Annotated in this window: 14 protein-coding genes; 3 read left to right on the top strand and 11 right to left on the bottom strand. The window is 39.6% G+C overall.

Annotated features, from left to right (window positions below):
• Nucleotides 1-46: 46 nt before the first annotated feature.
• Nucleotides 47-721 carry an MBL fold metallo-hydrolase gene (locus PL8927_RS20235; protein ID WP_083625161.1) on the bottom strand — a complete coding sequence of 225 codons (675 nt, stop codon included), beginning with the start codon at nt 719-721 and terminating at the stop codon, nt 47-49.
• A gap of 70 nt (nt 722-791) precedes the next feature.
• On the opposite strand from PL8927_RS20235, the gene PL8927_RS20230 reads away from it, so the two are divergent.
• Entirely contained in the window at nt 792-2,267 is a 1,476-nt protein-coding gene (locus PL8927_RS20230) for a site-2 protease family protein (RefSeq protein ID WP_083625159.1), read from the top strand.
• A gap of 49 nt (nt 2,268-2,316) precedes the next feature.
• Here the strand turns inward: PL8927_RS20230 and PL8927_RS20225 are convergent, their stop codons facing one another.
• Entirely contained in the window at nt 2,317-2,658 is a 342-nt protein-coding gene (locus PL8927_RS20225; protein ID WP_083625158.1) for a histidine triad nucleotide-binding protein, read from the bottom strand.
• Between the two features lie 100 nt (nt 2,659-2,758).
• Between PL8927_RS20225 and PL8927_RS20220 the strand changes: the two genes are divergently transcribed.
• Nucleotides 2,759-4,288, top strand: a complete 1,530-nt coding sequence (locus tag PL8927_RS20220; RefSeq protein WP_083625156.1) for a YifB family Mg chelatase-like AAA ATPase — start codon at nt 2,759-2,761, stop codon at nt 4,286-4,288.
• 50 nt (nt 4,289-4,338) lie between these two features.
• On the opposite strand, the gene PL8927_RS20215 is transcribed toward PL8927_RS20220, so the two are convergent.
• Both PL8927_RS20215 and PL8927_RS20210 read right to left on the bottom strand, forming a co-directional pair.
• The gene (locus PL8927_RS20215; RefSeq protein WP_083625153.1) at nt 4,339-4,956 is read right to left on the bottom strand and encodes a Uma2 family endonuclease; all 618 of its coding nucleotides are present in this window, start codon (nt 4,954-4,956) and stop codon (nt 4,339-4,341) included.
• Nucleotides 4,957-5,067: 111 nt separating this feature from the next.
• Nucleotides 5,068-6,060, bottom strand: a complete 993-nt coding sequence (locus PL8927_RS20210; protein ID WP_083625150.1) for an aspartate carbamoyltransferase catalytic subunit — start codon at nt 6,058-6,060, stop codon at nt 5,068-5,070.
• Nucleotides 6,061-6,227: 167 nt separating this feature from the next.
• Here PL8927_RS20210 and PL8927_RS20205 point away from each other — a divergent pair, with 167 nt between their 5' ends.
• The gene (locus tag PL8927_RS20205) at nt 6,228-6,752 is read left to right on the top strand and encodes a GerMN domain-containing protein (RefSeq protein WP_083625149.1); all 525 of its coding nucleotides are present in this window, start codon (nt 6,228-6,230) and stop codon (nt 6,750-6,752) included.
• A gap of 8 nt (nt 6,753-6,760) precedes the next feature.
• Here PL8927_RS20205 and PL8927_RS20200 read toward each other — a convergent pair whose 3' ends face one another.
• The 7 genes from PL8927_RS20200 to asnB all read right to left on the bottom strand — a co-directional run bounded on the left by PL8927_RS20200 (nt 6,761) and on the right by asnB (nt 16,251).
• A complete protein-coding gene (locus PL8927_RS20200; RefSeq protein ID WP_083625146.1) occupies nt 6,761-8,665 on the bottom strand; it encodes an apiosidase-like domain-containing protein in 1,905 nt (634 codons plus the stop codon).
• Nucleotides 8,666-8,700: 35 nt separating this feature from the next.
• Complete coding sequence (locus PL8927_RS20195; protein WP_083625144.1) at nt 8,701-9,894, bottom strand: acyltransferase family protein; 1,194 nt, start codon at nt 9,892-9,894, stop codon at nt 8,701-8,703.
• Between the two features lie 67 nt (nt 9,895-9,961).
• Complete coding sequence (locus tag PL8927_RS20190; RefSeq protein WP_083625142.1) at nt 9,962-10,912, bottom strand: alpha/beta hydrolase; 951 nt, start codon at nt 10,910-10,912, stop codon at nt 9,962-9,964.
• Complete coding sequence (locus PL8927_RS20185; RefSeq protein WP_083625140.1) at nt 10,899-11,699, bottom strand: acyltransferase; 801 nt, start codon at nt 11,697-11,699, stop codon at nt 10,899-10,901. Before PL8927_RS20185 ends, PL8927_RS20190 begins: the two co-directional genes overlap by 14 nt.
• Nucleotides 11,700-11,755: 56 nt before the next feature.
• Nucleotides 11,756-12,763, bottom strand: coding sequence for an NAD-dependent epimerase/dehydratase family protein (locus tag PL8927_RS20180; RefSeq protein ID WP_083625137.1), 1,008 nt, complete (start codon nt 12,761-12,763; stop codon nt 11,756-11,758).
• A gap of 44 nt (nt 12,764-12,807) precedes the next feature.
• Entirely contained in the window at nt 12,808-14,334 is a 1,527-nt protein-coding gene (locus PL8927_RS20175) for a glycerol-3-phosphate dehydrogenase/oxidase (protein ID WP_083625134.1), read from the bottom strand.
• A 42-nt stretch (nt 14,335-14,376) separates the two neighbouring features.
• Nucleotides 14,377-16,251 (bottom strand): asparagine synthase (glutamine-hydrolyzing), encoded by a 1,875-nt coding sequence (gene asnB, locus PL8927_RS20170; RefSeq protein WP_083625132.1) that lies wholly within the window; start codon nt 16,249-16,251, stop codon nt 14,377-14,379.
• Nucleotides 16,252-16,368: the final 117 nt, after the last annotated feature.

The raw sequence follows: 16,368 nt of genomic DNA, 5'->3' as shown, positions 1-16,368 counted from the left end.
AATTACCCCAGACAAATCTTGTTTATTAAGTTACACTCTTTCTTAGCTATAAAATAGCTTCCGTCAACAAACAAGCTTCTAAATCAAGCATTGCTAATTTTTCATAAGCATGATTAATCATGCGCTCCCCTCTTAATGCCCCTGTATTTGCTCCCGGACAAATATAGTGTAAGGTATGAGAATTAAAGCGTTCTAATATTAATTGAACACTGTTTAATTGTCGTGGCCAATGGAAGGTTTTGGCGGTGCGGAGGGGAACAGGTTGACCTTGGAGATTCGGTAATAGATGACGTCCAGTGAACAAAACCCCGAATTGACCACTAAAATAGAGACAGGATGAACCCGGAGAATGTCCAGGTGTCCAAAAAACCGAACTTTGGGAACTCAGCGTTAACTCATGCTCAAAGGTGGTTACGGTTGACTCAGGCAATAAATAGGCTTCTTGTTCTTGGATCAGAATATTGCATCCCAAGGTCTTTTGAATCTCTGGCCCTTTTCCAATGGCATCTCGATGGGTGATCAATAACCACTGAACGCCCCCCTGTTGCTCCAGAAATTGCTGATTTGTGGGATTCCAATCAGGCGTATCGATCAAGATGTTCATCTGGTTCTCTACAATAAAATAGGCAGTTCCGCCCAAGGTGTCCCGGTTGGGTGGGAAAGCATAAATATTTTCCAGCACAAGCCGGGGTTGTTTGGGAACAGAACGCTCCTGTGACATATTGTTCTATGAATTTTTACCGTGCGATTTTCGATTGTAAACCAAGTTGTTCATCGGGCTCAAACTACGGATGATTATGCTATTTTGGTTACTAATTTTAGGGGTAATGACTTACTGGCTACTACAACAGGGTGTGGCTCAAATCACCCGTACTCCTGTTTGGTTGCTGTGGTTGGTGATGATGACCCCGGCATTCATTTGGGGAACGTGGATATTGGTCTATAATCAAAAACCGATTCCCGCAGAGTTAGTAATTATTCCCTTTATTGTTTGTCCGTGTTTATACTGGTTTTTAGTGCAATGGGGTCGTCTTCCTTCTCAACCTTCTCAATCAGATGCCACAATGCCAACACAACCCGTTCTTCCCCTAGAAAAACAGACCTTACCCCGTCCTTTGGATCAACAGGAAGAAGACATTCTTCGCACTTGTTTTCCTTGGACAGTCTTTCCCCTGCATAATATTGAATATCGATTACAGGCGGTGGTTTGTCGGGGTCAGTTACGGTCTAATCCTGATGTCGCTTATCAAACCATTCGAGATAATATTAAGGCTAAATTTGCCGATCGCTTTCTAATTGCTTTTCAACAGGATCTTAAAGATAAACCCTTTTTTGCTTTAGTGCCAAATCCCTATCAAGAAACAGCCGAAAATTCTTTTAAAACTGATCCTTTAAGCCGTCCAATTCTAGCTTTAGCTCTATTATTAATTACTTTATTTACAACAACGGTAGCGGGTGTTCAGATGGTAGATATTCCTCTGGACGCTTGGCAAGCAAACCCCCGTTTATTATTAGCAGGATTACCCTATAGTCTCGCTTTAATAGCAATTTTAGGAATTCATGAATCTGCCCATTATTTAACGGCTCGTTGGTATAAGATTAAAGCGACTTTACCTTATTTTATGCCGATTCCGTTTTGGTTAGGAACCTTTGGCGCTTTTATTCAAATGCGATCGCCATTTCCCCACCGTAAAGCATTATTTGATGTTAGTATTGCTGGCCCTTGGGCGGGATTTATCATCAGTTTACCGCTCTTAATTTTAGGGTTAAATCAGTCAACCGTTGTTCCCTTTGATCCCAAAACCTCTGGATTTTTAAATTTTGAATCCTTGAATCCTAGTTTTTCGTTTTTACTCACATTATTAAGTAAATTAACATTAGGTGCTGCATTAACATCTGAACAAGCAATAAATTTACATCCGATGGCGATCGCTGGATATATCGGGTTAATTGTCACCGCCTTTAATTTAATTCCTATTGGACAACTAGATGGCGGTCATATTGTTCATGCCATGTTTGGTCAAAAAACCAGTCTAATCATTGGTCAAGTGGCTCGGTTTTTAATTCTGATTTTAGCTTTAATGCACAGTGAATTTTTAGTTTTAGCTTTGTTATTATTCTTTTTTCCCTTACAAGATGAACCCGCCTTAAATGATGTCACTGAACTAGATGATATTCGGGATATTATCGGTTTTTTAACCTTGGGATTATTATTATTAATTCTATTACCTATTCCTGCGGTTGTTGCTCAATGGATGAACTATTAAAGCAGTAAAATGGCTCCTGGGGCGAGACAACCTCGCCCAAAGTATTTAATTAACCAGGAGGCCATTCCATTGAACGACCACCCAAAATATGCAGATGAAGATGATCAACGGTTTGTCCACCATCGACCCCCGTATTAATCACAACCCGATAGCCATTTTCCAGTCCCGCTTCTTCAGCGACCTGTTTAACCTTCAGGAGCAAATGCCCCATCAGTGCATGGTCTTCGGATGTGGTATCGGCGAGTTTAGGAATGGGTTTTTTGGGAATCACTAGAATATGAACGGGCGCTTGAGGGGCAATATCCCGAAAGGCGAGACACAAATCATCCTCATAAACAATATCGGCCGGAATCTCCCGACGGATAATTTTGCTAAAAATTGTATCAGCCATAGGTTGTTGTGGGGTTGAAAAAATTGCAGTTAATAGCTAACCGTACTGTATCAATCATAGGAGAAGATAGAAACAGAACAAATTATCAGAGTTAAAAACCATGTTAGCCAGGGTTTGGAGTGCCTGTATTGTTGGGATTGATGCGGTGAAAGTCGGGGTTGAAGTCGATATTTCCGGGGGACTGCCTAAAATTACGGTGTTGGGACTTCCCGATGCGGCGGTTCAGGAATCACGAGAACGGGTAAAAGCTACCTTAAAAAATGCTGGATATGCTTTCCCGATGCGTAATATTGTGATTAATTTAACCCCTGCGGATTTACGCAAAGAGGGGCCGAGTTTTGACCTACCAATTAGTATCGGAATTTTAGCCGCATCGGAACAAATTAAACCCGATTTATTAGGAGATTTTTTATTTTTAGGTGAGGTGAGTTTAGACGGAGGATTAAGACCCGTTGCGGGTGTACTTCCGATCGCGGCGGCGGCTGCACAAATGGGAATTATGGGGTTAGTGGTTCCTGAAGATAATGTTCAAGAAGCGGCTGTTGTTCAGGGATTATCGGTTTATGGATTTAAAAGTTTATTAGATGTTGCTGATTTTTTAAATCATCCCCAACATTACCAACCTGTTAAATTAACAGCCTCGGATTTATTCGCTCAAAAAACAACAATTGGCTTAGATTTAAGTGAAGTTAAAGGACAAGCTCACGCGAGACGGGCGTTAGAAATTGCAGCAACGGGAGGACATAATTTAATTTTTGTCGGGCCACCGGGGAGCGGAAAAACCATGTTAGCCCGTCGTTTACCGGGAATTTTACCGCCTTTAAGTTTTGAAGAATCTTTAGAAGTGACTCGGATTTATTCGGTTTCTGGACTATTAAAAAATAGAGGCACATTAATTAGCGATCGCCCCTTTAGAAGTCCCCATCATTCCGCTTCTGGCCCCTCTTTAGTTGGGGGAGGAACCTATCCGAAACCGGGGGAGATTTCTTTAGCTCACAGAGGTATTTTGTTTGCTGATGAGCTAACAGAATTTAAGCGGGATGTATTAGAGTTTTTAAGACAACCGTTAGAGGATGGATTTGTAACGGTTTCTCGAACCAAACAATCGGTTATTTTTCCGGCTAAATTTACTTTAGTAGCCAGTACAAATCCCTGTCCCTGTGGCTATTATGGAGATACGATTCAACCCTGTACTTGTTCCCCTCGTCAACGAGAACAATATTGGGCAAAATTATCGGGGCCATTGATGGATCGAATTGATTTACAAGTGGCTGTTAATCGTTTAAAACCGGAAGAAATTCTGCAACAATCTCAAGGCGAAAGTTCTGCTAGTATTCGAGAACGAGTCATCCTAGCGCGTGAACGCACCCGTCAACGGTTTCAAGATGAACCCCAGTTAAAATCGAATGCAGAAATGCAAAGTCGTCATATTCAAAAATGGTGTCAATTAGATAGTATTGGACAGAGTTTATTAGAAAATGCCATTAGAAAATTAGGGTTATCTGCAAGAGCCAGCGATCGCATTTTAAAAGTAGCGAGAACGATTGCAGATTTAGCCGGAGAAGATAATATTAAACCCCCCCATGTTGCTGAGGCTATTCAATATCGAACGATTGATCGAATGCAGTAATAATTTATGTTTCTCACAGATAATTGTTAAAAACTCACCCTATTACTGGCTCATTGACCTGCTTGAAAAATTTGCAAAGCTGTCAAATTTAACTCTGGGAAAATCGGCGATTCAATTCGTTGATTTTCTCGAAACTGACAAACTTGATATTCTCCTTCAACAAACTGATAGATGGAAATAGTCGGTCGTTTAGGATTCCCGATAAATCTTCTTCCTCCTAATCCTAAATAATCGACAATCCAGTATTCAAAAATACCCAAAATCTCATATTCTTCTAGTTTTAAAGCATAATCATCACTCCAGTTAGTGGAAACAACTTCAATCACCAAGGGTACAGAACTTCCTTGAGTGATAATAGATTCTTTTTCCCATCGGGGATTATCTGTAACTTGTCGCTCATCGATTACAATTACATCAGGCTCATATCCAGATTCATCGCGGACAGATTTAATCACACCTTCTTTGGGAATAAAATAAGGAAGTTTTAGCCGTCTAATTTCAAAGTTAAGTTCAGCAATCAAAAAACCAGCAACCCGCGAATGTTTACCTGTGGGTTTGGGCATCTCTACAATTTCTCCGTTGTGTAGTTCGTAGTGGCATCCCGACCCTTGTGGATACCAAGCAATAAATTCGTCAAAGCTTACGGTTTTGGGTATTGCTTGAATCATAATCCTCTTTTTTATTGTTACTAGAGTAGACTGAATTTTTAGGGGATGGGTGGGTTTTTATAGATTTTTTGTTAATATAAAAGTCTAACTCGAACCCGCCTTCTATCCTGCTTAATTGGGTTTTCCTCCTCCAATTAAATATAATAGTGCCATTCTCACCGCTATGCCACTGGTAACTTGTTGAGAAATTAAACTTAATTCGGGATCATCCATTAATTCTGAACTTAATTCTACCCCGCGATTCACTGGCCCTGGATGCAATATTTTAACATCGGGTTTACAGGATTTTAACCGTTCATGGGTAAGACCAAATAATTGATGATATTCGCGTAAACTGGGTAATAAATGGGCGGTCATCCGTTCTTTTTGTAACCGCAAGGTCATGACAAAATCGGCATTTTCTAAAGCCGCTTCTAAATTCCAATGTAAAAACAATTTTCCAGGGCGATTTTTGCCAAATTCAGCAAATAATTTAGGTAATAATGTCGGAGGTGCTGCTAAGTGTAATTCCGCTTCCGTGGCGGTTAAACTCCAAATATTAGAACGAGCAACCCTCGAATGTAAAATATCCCCAACAATCGCTATTTTTTTTCCTTTTAACAGTTCAATTTTAGGCTGTTCGGGGTTAAGAACTCGACAAATTGTAAATAAATCGAGTAACGCTTGGGAGGGGTGTTCGTGTTGACCATCTCCGGCATTTAAAACGGCTACTTTCGCATTTAAACGATCTAATTCTGCTGCGATCGCAAAGGGAACTCCCGCTTCTTTATGACGAATCACCATCATATCAGTTCCCATGGCTAAATAGGTTTTCGCAGTATCCAGAATGGTTTCTCCTTTGCTTAGAGAGGAAGTCCCAGGAGCAAAATTTAACGTATCTGCCGATAGTCGTTTTGCAGCGAGTTCAAAACTATTCCGAGTCCGAGTTGAAGGCTCAAAAAATAAATTTGCCACCACCTGACCTTGTAAGGCGGGAACTTTTTTCGTGCGACGACCTAATACTTCTCGAAAGCTGGTTGCAGTTTGTAGAATAGTGTTATATTCCGTCGCCGTAAAATCAGCCAGGGATAAAATATGGCGGCGAGTCCAGGGAGCAGTAGCCATTGTAAAATAATTAGAGGTGAAGAGATTTTAGAATCAGAACTTGATCTCTAAAATCATCAGAATTTTAATCCAACATTTAATCATACTCGGTGAGGGTTCAAAACGGAATCGGAACTTTAACCCTTGAATAATAAGCTAACCGTTATTGCCAAAATCTCCTTTGAACCATGAACAGTATCCAACACTTTCTGACCCGTTGTATCGTTGCCGTTACTATTCTTAGCTTAAGCAGTTGTAGTTCCCCTCCGGTTGATATCCAAACCCAACCGCAAACCCCTCCTGAAGCAACAATTTCTCCTCAACCCACTCCTGAACCTCAAAAACAAGCACTTTCCCCGGCTAACACCGTTCCTGTGACCATTTATCAGGTGGATAGTCAATGTTCTGAGTTGGTTCCTCGTCAAATTACGGTTCCGAAACAGCAAGCCTTAGAAACGGCAATTACTGAAGTTTTAGAACAACAAAGCAGTTCTGATTTCCCCTTAAATTATCGCATAAATGTTGATAAAAGTCAAAAACTTGTTACGATTGATTTTCGGGTTCCTACAACGGCTGCACGGACGTTTAATTCTTTATCTAGTTGTGAACAATTAGCGTTATTTGGGAGTTTACGCCAAACCATTACCACTAATCCTGACTGGAAAATTAATCAGGTCATTTTTACAGAACAGGGGGAAGAAATCACTTTATAAAAATTGCCTCATGGGTTTAATTTTTTCAGAACAAATACCCAATCTTCTTGAGTGGGAGGTTGTAGAGTAATTGAATTAGTTCCGGTAAAATTGGGCAGGTCAGAAAATTTACCCAACCGAGGATTATAAATTTGAATGCTGTAGGAAACTGTTGTTTCTGATTCTAAGGCTAAGGAGAGGGGTTTTTTAGTGTCTCGAACATAAACAATATACTGTTGATTTTCGTTTGCTAATAAATAGTGTGTTCCCTCTCCTTTGATCCGTTTTTCTAAGGGTTTAAATTTCCACCAATCTAAACTTTTAAACAGTTTAGGAATCTGTTGAACTTGGACTTCCCAATCATCATTTTTAGGGTCATTGACATTAAATCCCCCCGGATCACGAATTCCCCCAAAATAGGTTGTTCCCCATCCCGTGACAAAATAGCCCCCTGCCATAACAATATCCCAACTGCCATGACGAATTTCATCTAGGGTTGCACTATTGGGTTTATCAACTTTTCCATCCTCATTTTGATCCCGTAAATAATAGGCATATTCTGAATTAATTACAGGTTTATTATACTTAAGTTTCTCTAAAATTCGTTCATGTAATTTAGTATAGTTTTGTTGGTAATCAGCAAAAGACATCCAATCTTCTTTAGCAAATTCAGCTACAGTATAACTTCTTTCCCCCGGATGAATCCCAATTAATCGTTGATGGGGATCAAATTTAACCATTTCTTGGGCGATGTTTTCATACATGGATTTATCGCCATATTCATTCCATTCTCCAGCAACGGTAAATGCCACATTAAAGGCACTATAACGAGCCATAATATAACGGGCATATCGCAACCGAGCTTCCTGATTAGGAAAGGCTCTCCAATCCTGTTTTGAGCCTCCATCTTTTGCCCAACTTAAGAATAACATCGGCGTTATTCCTTTTTTATTTAAGTATTTAATCCGAGAATCAACCTCTTGCCAATAACCCGGATTTAAGGTTTCTTCCGACAGATTCTCAAAGGCTAATCCTCCTTCGTTTTTTTCCCTGGATAGCAGGTTAGAATGAATATAATTAAACCCCTGTTTAGCTCGTTGATCAATATATTCTTGAACCGAATTTCGATCTAATTTTTCTTTCGGAATCTGATTATATAATGTCCAGTGGGTATCTCCAAATAACCAAAAGGGAGTTCCATCTTGATAAATAAAATGATGGGGATATTTAGGGTTAACTTGTATTCCGCCTTTGTTTTGGGCTGGACTGGTTTTAAAAGAGCCTGATTTGTTATTTAATCCGGGATCATTAGATTTAATAGACCATTTCCAAATGCCTTCAATATTAGGAGAAAATCTCAGTTTCCAAGTTTTTCCCCCATCCCAAAATAAAGGAATCGTTTGAGTTTGACCTTGAGGTGTTGTTAATGTTGCGATCGCTTCAACTTCAGTATAAGGATTTTGATAGTTTCCCGAATGAATAAATCCCTGTTCAAAAATACCCAAAGCCGGAATTTGTAGTTGAGAAATAGGATTAACTTGAACAATAACTTCATCTTGACTAGAATGTTCCGCACCTGTTGCCTTCAACTGTAAAACATAAGTTCCGGGTTGAGAAAATTGCGCTGTTGTATTAGGAATTTTATCATTACTAAAGGTAACTTTTCCAGAGCCACTAATTTTTTGCCATTGGGTTTTTAGATCCTTTGAGTCTCCCAAATAAGTTACATTTCCATAGAGTTGAACCGAGTTTTTAGGAGGAATAACTTGGGGAAATCCCGCACTGACAACGGGCGTATAATTAACAGGTTCTAGGATAGCATCTGGCTGAGAATTTGCTTCTGGAGCAGGGCGACAACCGAGGATTAAACTCATTAAAGTGGCATTCAAAATCATCCGTTTCAGGCTTGATGGGGTGGGAAGATAACTGCTCATAATTATTATTCCGTTGAGTTGAGTTGAGTTAAAAATTACCAATTTTTAGCAAACCAAAGCTTTTTAAAAGCGGCTAATAAATAATTTAACATCGGAGTAAATTGAACAATCATTTTAGAGGGTATTTTAGATTGATCAAACCTCCGAGCTAAATCACTCGCAAAATAAATAGTAACTAGGGTTGTCCCTAAAAACAAAAATTCCGTTAGTAGGTCGGTGAGTAGGTTGGGATCATGGGGCATAATATAATGTTTGATTTGGGGAAATAGCCGGGTAAAAGGTTGATGGGTCAGGTAAATATAATACGACCAAATCCCGATTAAACTGACAGCTTTGAACAGCAGAGGGATTTTTTTATGGGTAAAATCAGCTAGATTAATAATCCAAAGAATCATTCCTAAAGCAATCACAAAATCTGTAAAAATCCACCCCCATAATCCACTATAAAGCAAGGATTGTCCACCGAGCCAAATCAAAAACCCTAACCATCCCATATAGGGATTAATAATGATTTTATGAAAAAGATTACTATTTTTAGCGAGAACTAATCCTGCCACCATTCCCAGGGTGAATTCTCCAATTCGAGCGAGAATGAACCCAAAGGGCGATCGCCGTTGAAAGAAGCCAAAAAACCAGTCTGGATAATGGTTTAGTGCCTTAACTGTTGTTGGAAAAATATCTAAGAATTTATCGGTATGAGCAATGGGAAGTCCATCTAAATAATAAATAGCAATTCCTCGATAAATAAATTCTATGGCTATCGTAATCAATAGAATTATTGAATACCCTTGCCAAGTTGAATATTTTTGGAATCGATTGTATAAGATTGGAAACAGCAAATAAGCCCCAATAATAAAGGGAATATACCAAAAAGCTCCCGTAGCTTCTCCGCGAAAATCTTCAAAAACATTGGTTAAAAGAAAAAAATCTAAAATAGTCCGAGTAACAGCAAAATTCAATGTGGTTAAATAGGCTAATAGCGGAAACGAAAAAATCACCGCTATCCAATACACGGGGAGAACTCGTCTCATCCGACGAATAAACCAATCAACCCAGGAAAATGTTTGAGGTTGTTTGGCGCAGGAATAGGCTAACCCTAAACCACTTAAAACAATAAAAATATGGACTCCTTGCCAACCAAACCACCCGCCTCGATAATGGACTAAAACGACAAGTGCGATGGCTAGTCCCTTACAAAAATCTGTGAGGTTCAAAACATTTGGTTTCATGCTCAAATTCACCCCGAATAATAAGATCTGATATAAACTCTTTTATTTATGTTATACCTAAAAAAGCTTAATGAGTTTTTTTCAACCAATTATCAACATAGTTAATAAAGGTTGAAATTGCTGTACCCTGAGCAAATCCCTGATTCAAAATCAATCCGGTATTCAAATAATGATCAGCCTGGGGAACTGTCCAATACTCAACAGGAGGAACCATTTTTTGAGATAAATTTCTTAAAAAGGCTAAATCCTCAGCAGGTTCAAATTCCGCATCTAATAATAATAAAGGAATATGTCCGGGTTGGGTATAATCTTTTAAATAGGTTTCTATATCTAAAGCTGCCATTATAGGTTCCCAAAAAGAAAATTCTAGGGGTTTGGGAAGCTGCATATCCACTTGCCAACGAAACATTAATTTTTCTTTTTCCTGGGCTTCTGGATTTAAAAAACGTTCTTTCAAACGACGGGGCGGCGCAAAAACAACCGCTTTAGAAATTCGCGGGTCTTGGGCTTGGGCTGCCATCGTGACGCCGCCCCCAAAGGAATGACCTAAAACATAAATTTGATCATTTTGACTCGGAAAATTAGCGTTTAAATAATCAATAGCTGCGGTTACATCTTGAGCAAAATTAAACGCTGCTGTTGTATAATTTTGAGGCTTTTCAGATTCTCCATGAGCGCGAAGATCAAAGGCAAAAACTCGATATCCTTGCTGTTGAAACCCTTCACCTAGGGCGGGCATAATCGGCAATTTTCTGCCTAACATAGAAGACCCATGCAAGAGAATCAAGGTTGGGGCTATTTCAGCATTTTCAGGTAAATATAAATCTCCTTTTAACTTTAAATCCCCTGCAAAAAAAGATACAGTTTTTGTGGGTTTATAAGGAATATTATGAAGTTCCTTCAAGGATGATTGTTTTAACAGATTCAGTTGATGATAGCGGTATCTCAACAGTTGATATAAAGGTTTAAAAATGGGATAGGTTTGAGCGAGAAAGGGATATAACTTAGGTTTGGGCATGATGGTTAGAAGGGGTATTTAAACTATCGTTTGTTTCCGTTCTCATTTTAATAATTTTAGCAGGAACACCCGCAGCAATGGCATATTCTGGTAAATCTTTTGTAACCACTGCACCCGCCCCGACAATACAACCTTTGCCAATTTTTACCCCATCTAAAACCGTTGAACCCGCCCCTAACCAAACATCATCCTCAATCACCACCGCACCTTTAGTATAAACCCCCTGTTCCATCATCGGAATATCCAAACGGTCTGTAATATATCTGCCTCCCCCAATATAACAGTTACCTGCAATTAAAACGGAATTACCAATAGAAATTCCTCCACTAGAAGACAGAATTGTATTACAGCCTAAATCGGTTTTTTTACCAATCGAAATTCCTCCGATTTTGCCTTGAATGACACAATTTCGAGAAATAATGACATCATCATCTAAAGTTATGCCTTCCTCTCCCGCACCACTAGCATCAATTAAAACATAATCATCAATAGCAACTCGGTTGCCTAACGTGACTTTTTTGGGATGACGTAAAACAATCCCTTTGCCTAAAATAATCCCTCCACCCGTACTTTTAAATAATCCTTTATAAGCTGATTTCCGGGCGACATAACCCAACGCGCCTGATAAATTTCCGAACAAAAAGTTAGCTAATTCATATTGGATAAAATGCCCTAAATCATCCGTTCCCAATGCTTTCGTTTGATAGCGTTTTAACAAAGAAGATTCAGATTGATTCAGTTGTTCAGACAGAGAAACTTTGGTAATAATTTTGCGATTTTCAATCATTATTCGTAGGGTGGGCTATGCCCACCAAACTAAAAGGTTTATCAACAAATCAAAGTCTAAGATTTCAAGGCAGATGACGATTCCAATAACCCTGAATCCTTATACCAAAGGGCTGTTTTTCTTAACCCTTCATCTAAGGGAACTTTGGGTTCATAATCTAATAATTTTCGCGCCTTAGAAATATCAAAAGCTCGGTCTTTAATAAAGAAATCAACCCGGCGGCGATAAATAGGCGGAGAAATATTTAAAGGTAGACAAATCAGTTCGCATAAATAACCCGCCCACCAGACAGGCCAAACGGGAATTCTCAACTTAGAAACGGGTTTATTATAGATATCAGCAATTTTTTGAACCAATTGATTAAGCGTGACAAATTCATTCCCACCAATGGTAAAAATTTCACCGATGGCGGCTTCTTTTTCCCCCGCTAACGCAATACCTGCGGCCAAATCTTCCACATAGGTCAGATGATAGAGAACTTCCCCACTCCCAATCATTTTAAATTTGCCGGAGTAGATATATTTAAACAGTTTTAGAAACCGTAAATCTCCAGGGCCATAAATACCAACGGGACGAACTACACACCCCGCTAAATTTTCTTTTTTAAAGAAATCTAACGCCAACAATTCGCCATCCATTTTAGATTCTTGATAATAATCTCCCGGTGAATAAGGGTCTTCTTCTTTGGCAGGAGGGGTTTTAATTTCCCCCTGAACTCCAACGGTACTACAATGAACAAACCGTTTAACATTAGCTTTTTTTGCTGCTTCTAAAACTTTGCGAGTTCCTTTAACATTCACATCCCAAAAATACTCTCTGGGTACATTTTCCGCCCGATATAATGCTGCAATATGATAAACCACATCGACCCCATCCATCACCGTATCTTCTAAGGGGTTATCATCGGCAATATCGGCAAAAGCATATTCAATGGGTAATCCTTCCAAGGCACTTTGATTAGAATTTTTGCGAACTAATACCCGCACTTCATAGCCTTTATCGAGTAAATGTTTGGTGAGGTAACTTCCGGTAAAACCGTTGGCTCCTGTGACTAAAGCTTTCATAAAAAGTTGCTCCCTTTAATACTATTAAAAACAGGTTTTATGGATCAAATTTTAGTTAATTCTACCATTCCACACCTTTGATAAAAGTCTTCTAAACGCTGGATTTCTTGTTTAGATTTTTGCTCATCCCAATTAAACAGTTTACAAACCATTGGGGCAATTTTTAACGCCCGTTTGGGATTATCTCCTAAACTTGTCCGACGCAGAATTAAGTCATCTAAATGCTGTACGGCTTCATTTTCAATAATATCCTGGAGTTCCTGGAAACAGTCTGCGAGTTCAGGTTGAGGATACCAATGATAATCATACAATCCTTGGGGACGTTGTGCTTGCGAAGGCGCGATTTCTGTTGAATCAACGGGCGGAAGTTGGGGAAAAATTTGCTGAATTGTTTTTTCTGCAACCAGACGAGCCGTTGTGAATTTTACCCCAGAAATACTATACAATCCTTTAATCCCTTGATTCAGGGTTTCATGATTTAAAATTACTTCCCTCACAGCCAGTTCATTACTATCAGGTTTGTCAGCCGGAAGTAAACCGGAAAAAACGCGAAGAATTTCGGTTTTGCTTAAGTTTAACCCCGGAATGGCTAAATTGAGATTATCAATAAATTCACTAATTTCTGAGGGGTCTGGGATGGGGTTAGCTTGAATTTCTTTAACCCAAGGATTATGAATAGTTCCCGCTAACAGTCGCCCTTTCCAGGGATGGAGAAAATAGGTTTGGGCGTTGGGTTTTTTGGGTTCTACGGCTAAGGCAAAATCCGATAAGGTTTCTCGATCAAATAGGATATTCCAAGCAATGGATTTATAGAATAAATTCGGAACATCTTGATCAAATTGGGCTGCTATTTCTCGACACCAAGGCCCCGCCGCATTCACCACAATTTTAGCTTGATATTCGTGGGTTTCTCCGGTTAATTGATCTTGAGCGATAACCCCAGAAACCGTTTGATTTACCTTTAATAAATCTCGGGCTTCTACATAGTTTAAAGCTGTTGCTCCCAAGGAACAAGCCCAACGTAAAATTCCGATCACTAACCTTTGAGAATCGGGCATACAGGCATCGTGCCAAATCGCTCCAGCTTGCAATCCTTCGGTATCAACACCGGGAAAAAGCTCTTTCACCTGTTCAGATTTGATCACTTTTCCGGGGGGTAAATGACGGTCTGGACGAATGCCTTGGTTACGAGTAAAGGATAGGGTATCGTTGAGTTTTAAAGCTGTTAATAAAATCGGCGGACGACGTAATCCTTTACCATATAAGGGCATTAAACAGGAGAGGGGTTTTACTAAGTCGGGAAAGGTTTTAAGAAACCATTTCCGCTCTCCGACGGATTCATAAAATCGAGGTAAATCGAGGGTTTGTAAATAGCGAAATCCTCCGTGAACAATACGGAGGCTATTATAACTGGTTGCTCCGCCAAAATCGGCTTTTTCAATTAATAGCGATCGCAAATTTCTCCGAGCCGCTTCTAAGGTGAGCATTGCTCCATAAATTCCTCCTCCTATAATGATTAAATCATAGGAAGATTGGGCTGCTGTTGAGGGATTTCTGGTAATTGTTGTCATAGTAAATAGAGGGTTTATAATCGAAATTAAACAAAAAACCGATTAGCTTTTTAGCCAGCGTTTATACCAACTTTGAAACACAATTAATGACCATAAAATATGGCTATGGTTGGCGGTTCCCGCTAAATGTTCCTGTTTGAGTCGCTTAATTGTATTGACTTGGAAAATTCCCTGCTCTCGAATGGCTTGATCACTGAGTAATTCTTCCATTAACGGCCGGAATTCATTACAGAGCCAATTTTTAATCGGAATACTAAATCCTTCCTTGGGACGATACACACATTCTGGGGGAACGTGACGGGCTGCGATGGACTTTAACAGAACTTTAGTTTCACCATTTGCTAATTTTAACCGATCAGGAATTTGGAAGGCTAATTCAACTAAATCCGGGTCAAGATAGGGAACTCGTGACTCTAAGGAAACCGCCATTGACATTCGATCAACTTTGACTAAAATGTCATCGCTTAAATAGCTTTTGACATCCACATACATACTGCGATTTTGGGGTTGACGGTCGCCTGCTTTATTGAATAAATCAATAATATGAGACGCTGAGGGTGTGACTAATTCTTGATTTGCTTCGGCGGTAAATAATTGCGATCGCACCGTATCCCCGGCGAAAATTCGCCAACGCGCATGGGATAAATCAACGGGATTTTCTAACCCTTCAATGAAGCGTTTGGCTTTATTAACTAACCCTTTTTTCTCCGGGCGCGGACGCAGAGAGTTAATTAAGGGTTCCATTAAATTCTTACGAAAAATAGCCGGAATTTTCTGATATTGTCGGGCTTTTTCATCGGCTAAATAGGTTTCATACCCTCCAAATAGTTCATCGCCACCATCTCCACTCAGAGAAACCGTGACATATTTTCGTGCTAATTTAGAGACTAAAAAGGTGGGAAAAATTGAAAAATCTCCGATGGGATCATCGAGGAAATACATTAAATGTTCAAATAATTCCACCACATCGGGTTTAATCACTTCGTTAATATGTTCAACGCCTAAATGAGTCGCCACTTTTTCCGACCATTTCAACTCATTGTAGGAGGGATCATCAAACCCAATACTATAGGTTTGGGCTTTCCCCATTAAAGCAACGGTCAGGGAAGAATCAACTCCCCCAGAGAGAAATGCACCTAAAGGAACATCACTCACCAGTTGCATTGTCACGGATTTTCTGAGTTGATCTTCGACTTTATCAGCCCAGTCTTGATCTGATAATTCTATTTCTCCAGTGGCGGGAATATCCCAATAGGTTTGGGGTTGACATTGGGGATTTTCGAGGTCAATTTCTAACATTTGTCCGGGTTCTAATTGCCGGATTTCTTTAAAAAGTGTTGCTTTCCCCGGAACATATTCCCAGGCTAAATATTCTCCTAACGCATCGAGGTCTAAAGTTTTTTTAACCAGTCCACTGGCTAGAATGGCTTTAATTTCTGAACCCCAAACTAAATAGTTTTGATCAAAGGCATAATAGAGAGGTTTAATGCCTAAATGATCCCGCACTAAATACAGTTTTTTCTTAACAGTATCATGGAGGGCGATGGCAAACATCCCATTTAGATATTTGGGAAAGTCTAGCCCATATTCTTCATACGCATAGACAATCACTTCTGTATCGGTTTTGGTCGCGAAAGTATAGCCCTTTGCTTCTAGTTTGCTACGGAGTTCACGAAAGTTATAAATTTCGCCATTAAAAACCGTTAAAATTGTGCGAGCTTGATTAAAAATGGGTTGTCGTCCGCCACTTAAATCGATGATTGACAACCGCCGCATTCCTAATGCAACCCCGTCTTGAACGTGCATCCCATCTTGATCTGGCCCCCGATGGAAGATGCTATCACACATGGTTTTTAACTGTTCCAAGGTGGGGTGAGGTGAGCCATTTAACGCCGCGACGCCTGTTATTCCACACATCGATTTTAATCCCCCAACGGATCTGTATTTAAAACGAATGGACTCAAAACTTAAGGTTAAGGAATTTCCCCTAAGTTTGCTCTATTTTAATTAAAACTAATGGGTTCGGCAAGCTTT

Source organism: Planktothrix serta PCC 8927, from assembly GCF_900010725.2.
Classification (GTDB): Bacteria; Cyanobacteriota; Cyanobacteriia; order Cyanobacteriales; family Microcoleaceae; genus Planktothrix; species Planktothrix serta.
This window is presented reverse-complemented; position numbering and strand designations above follow the sequence as displayed.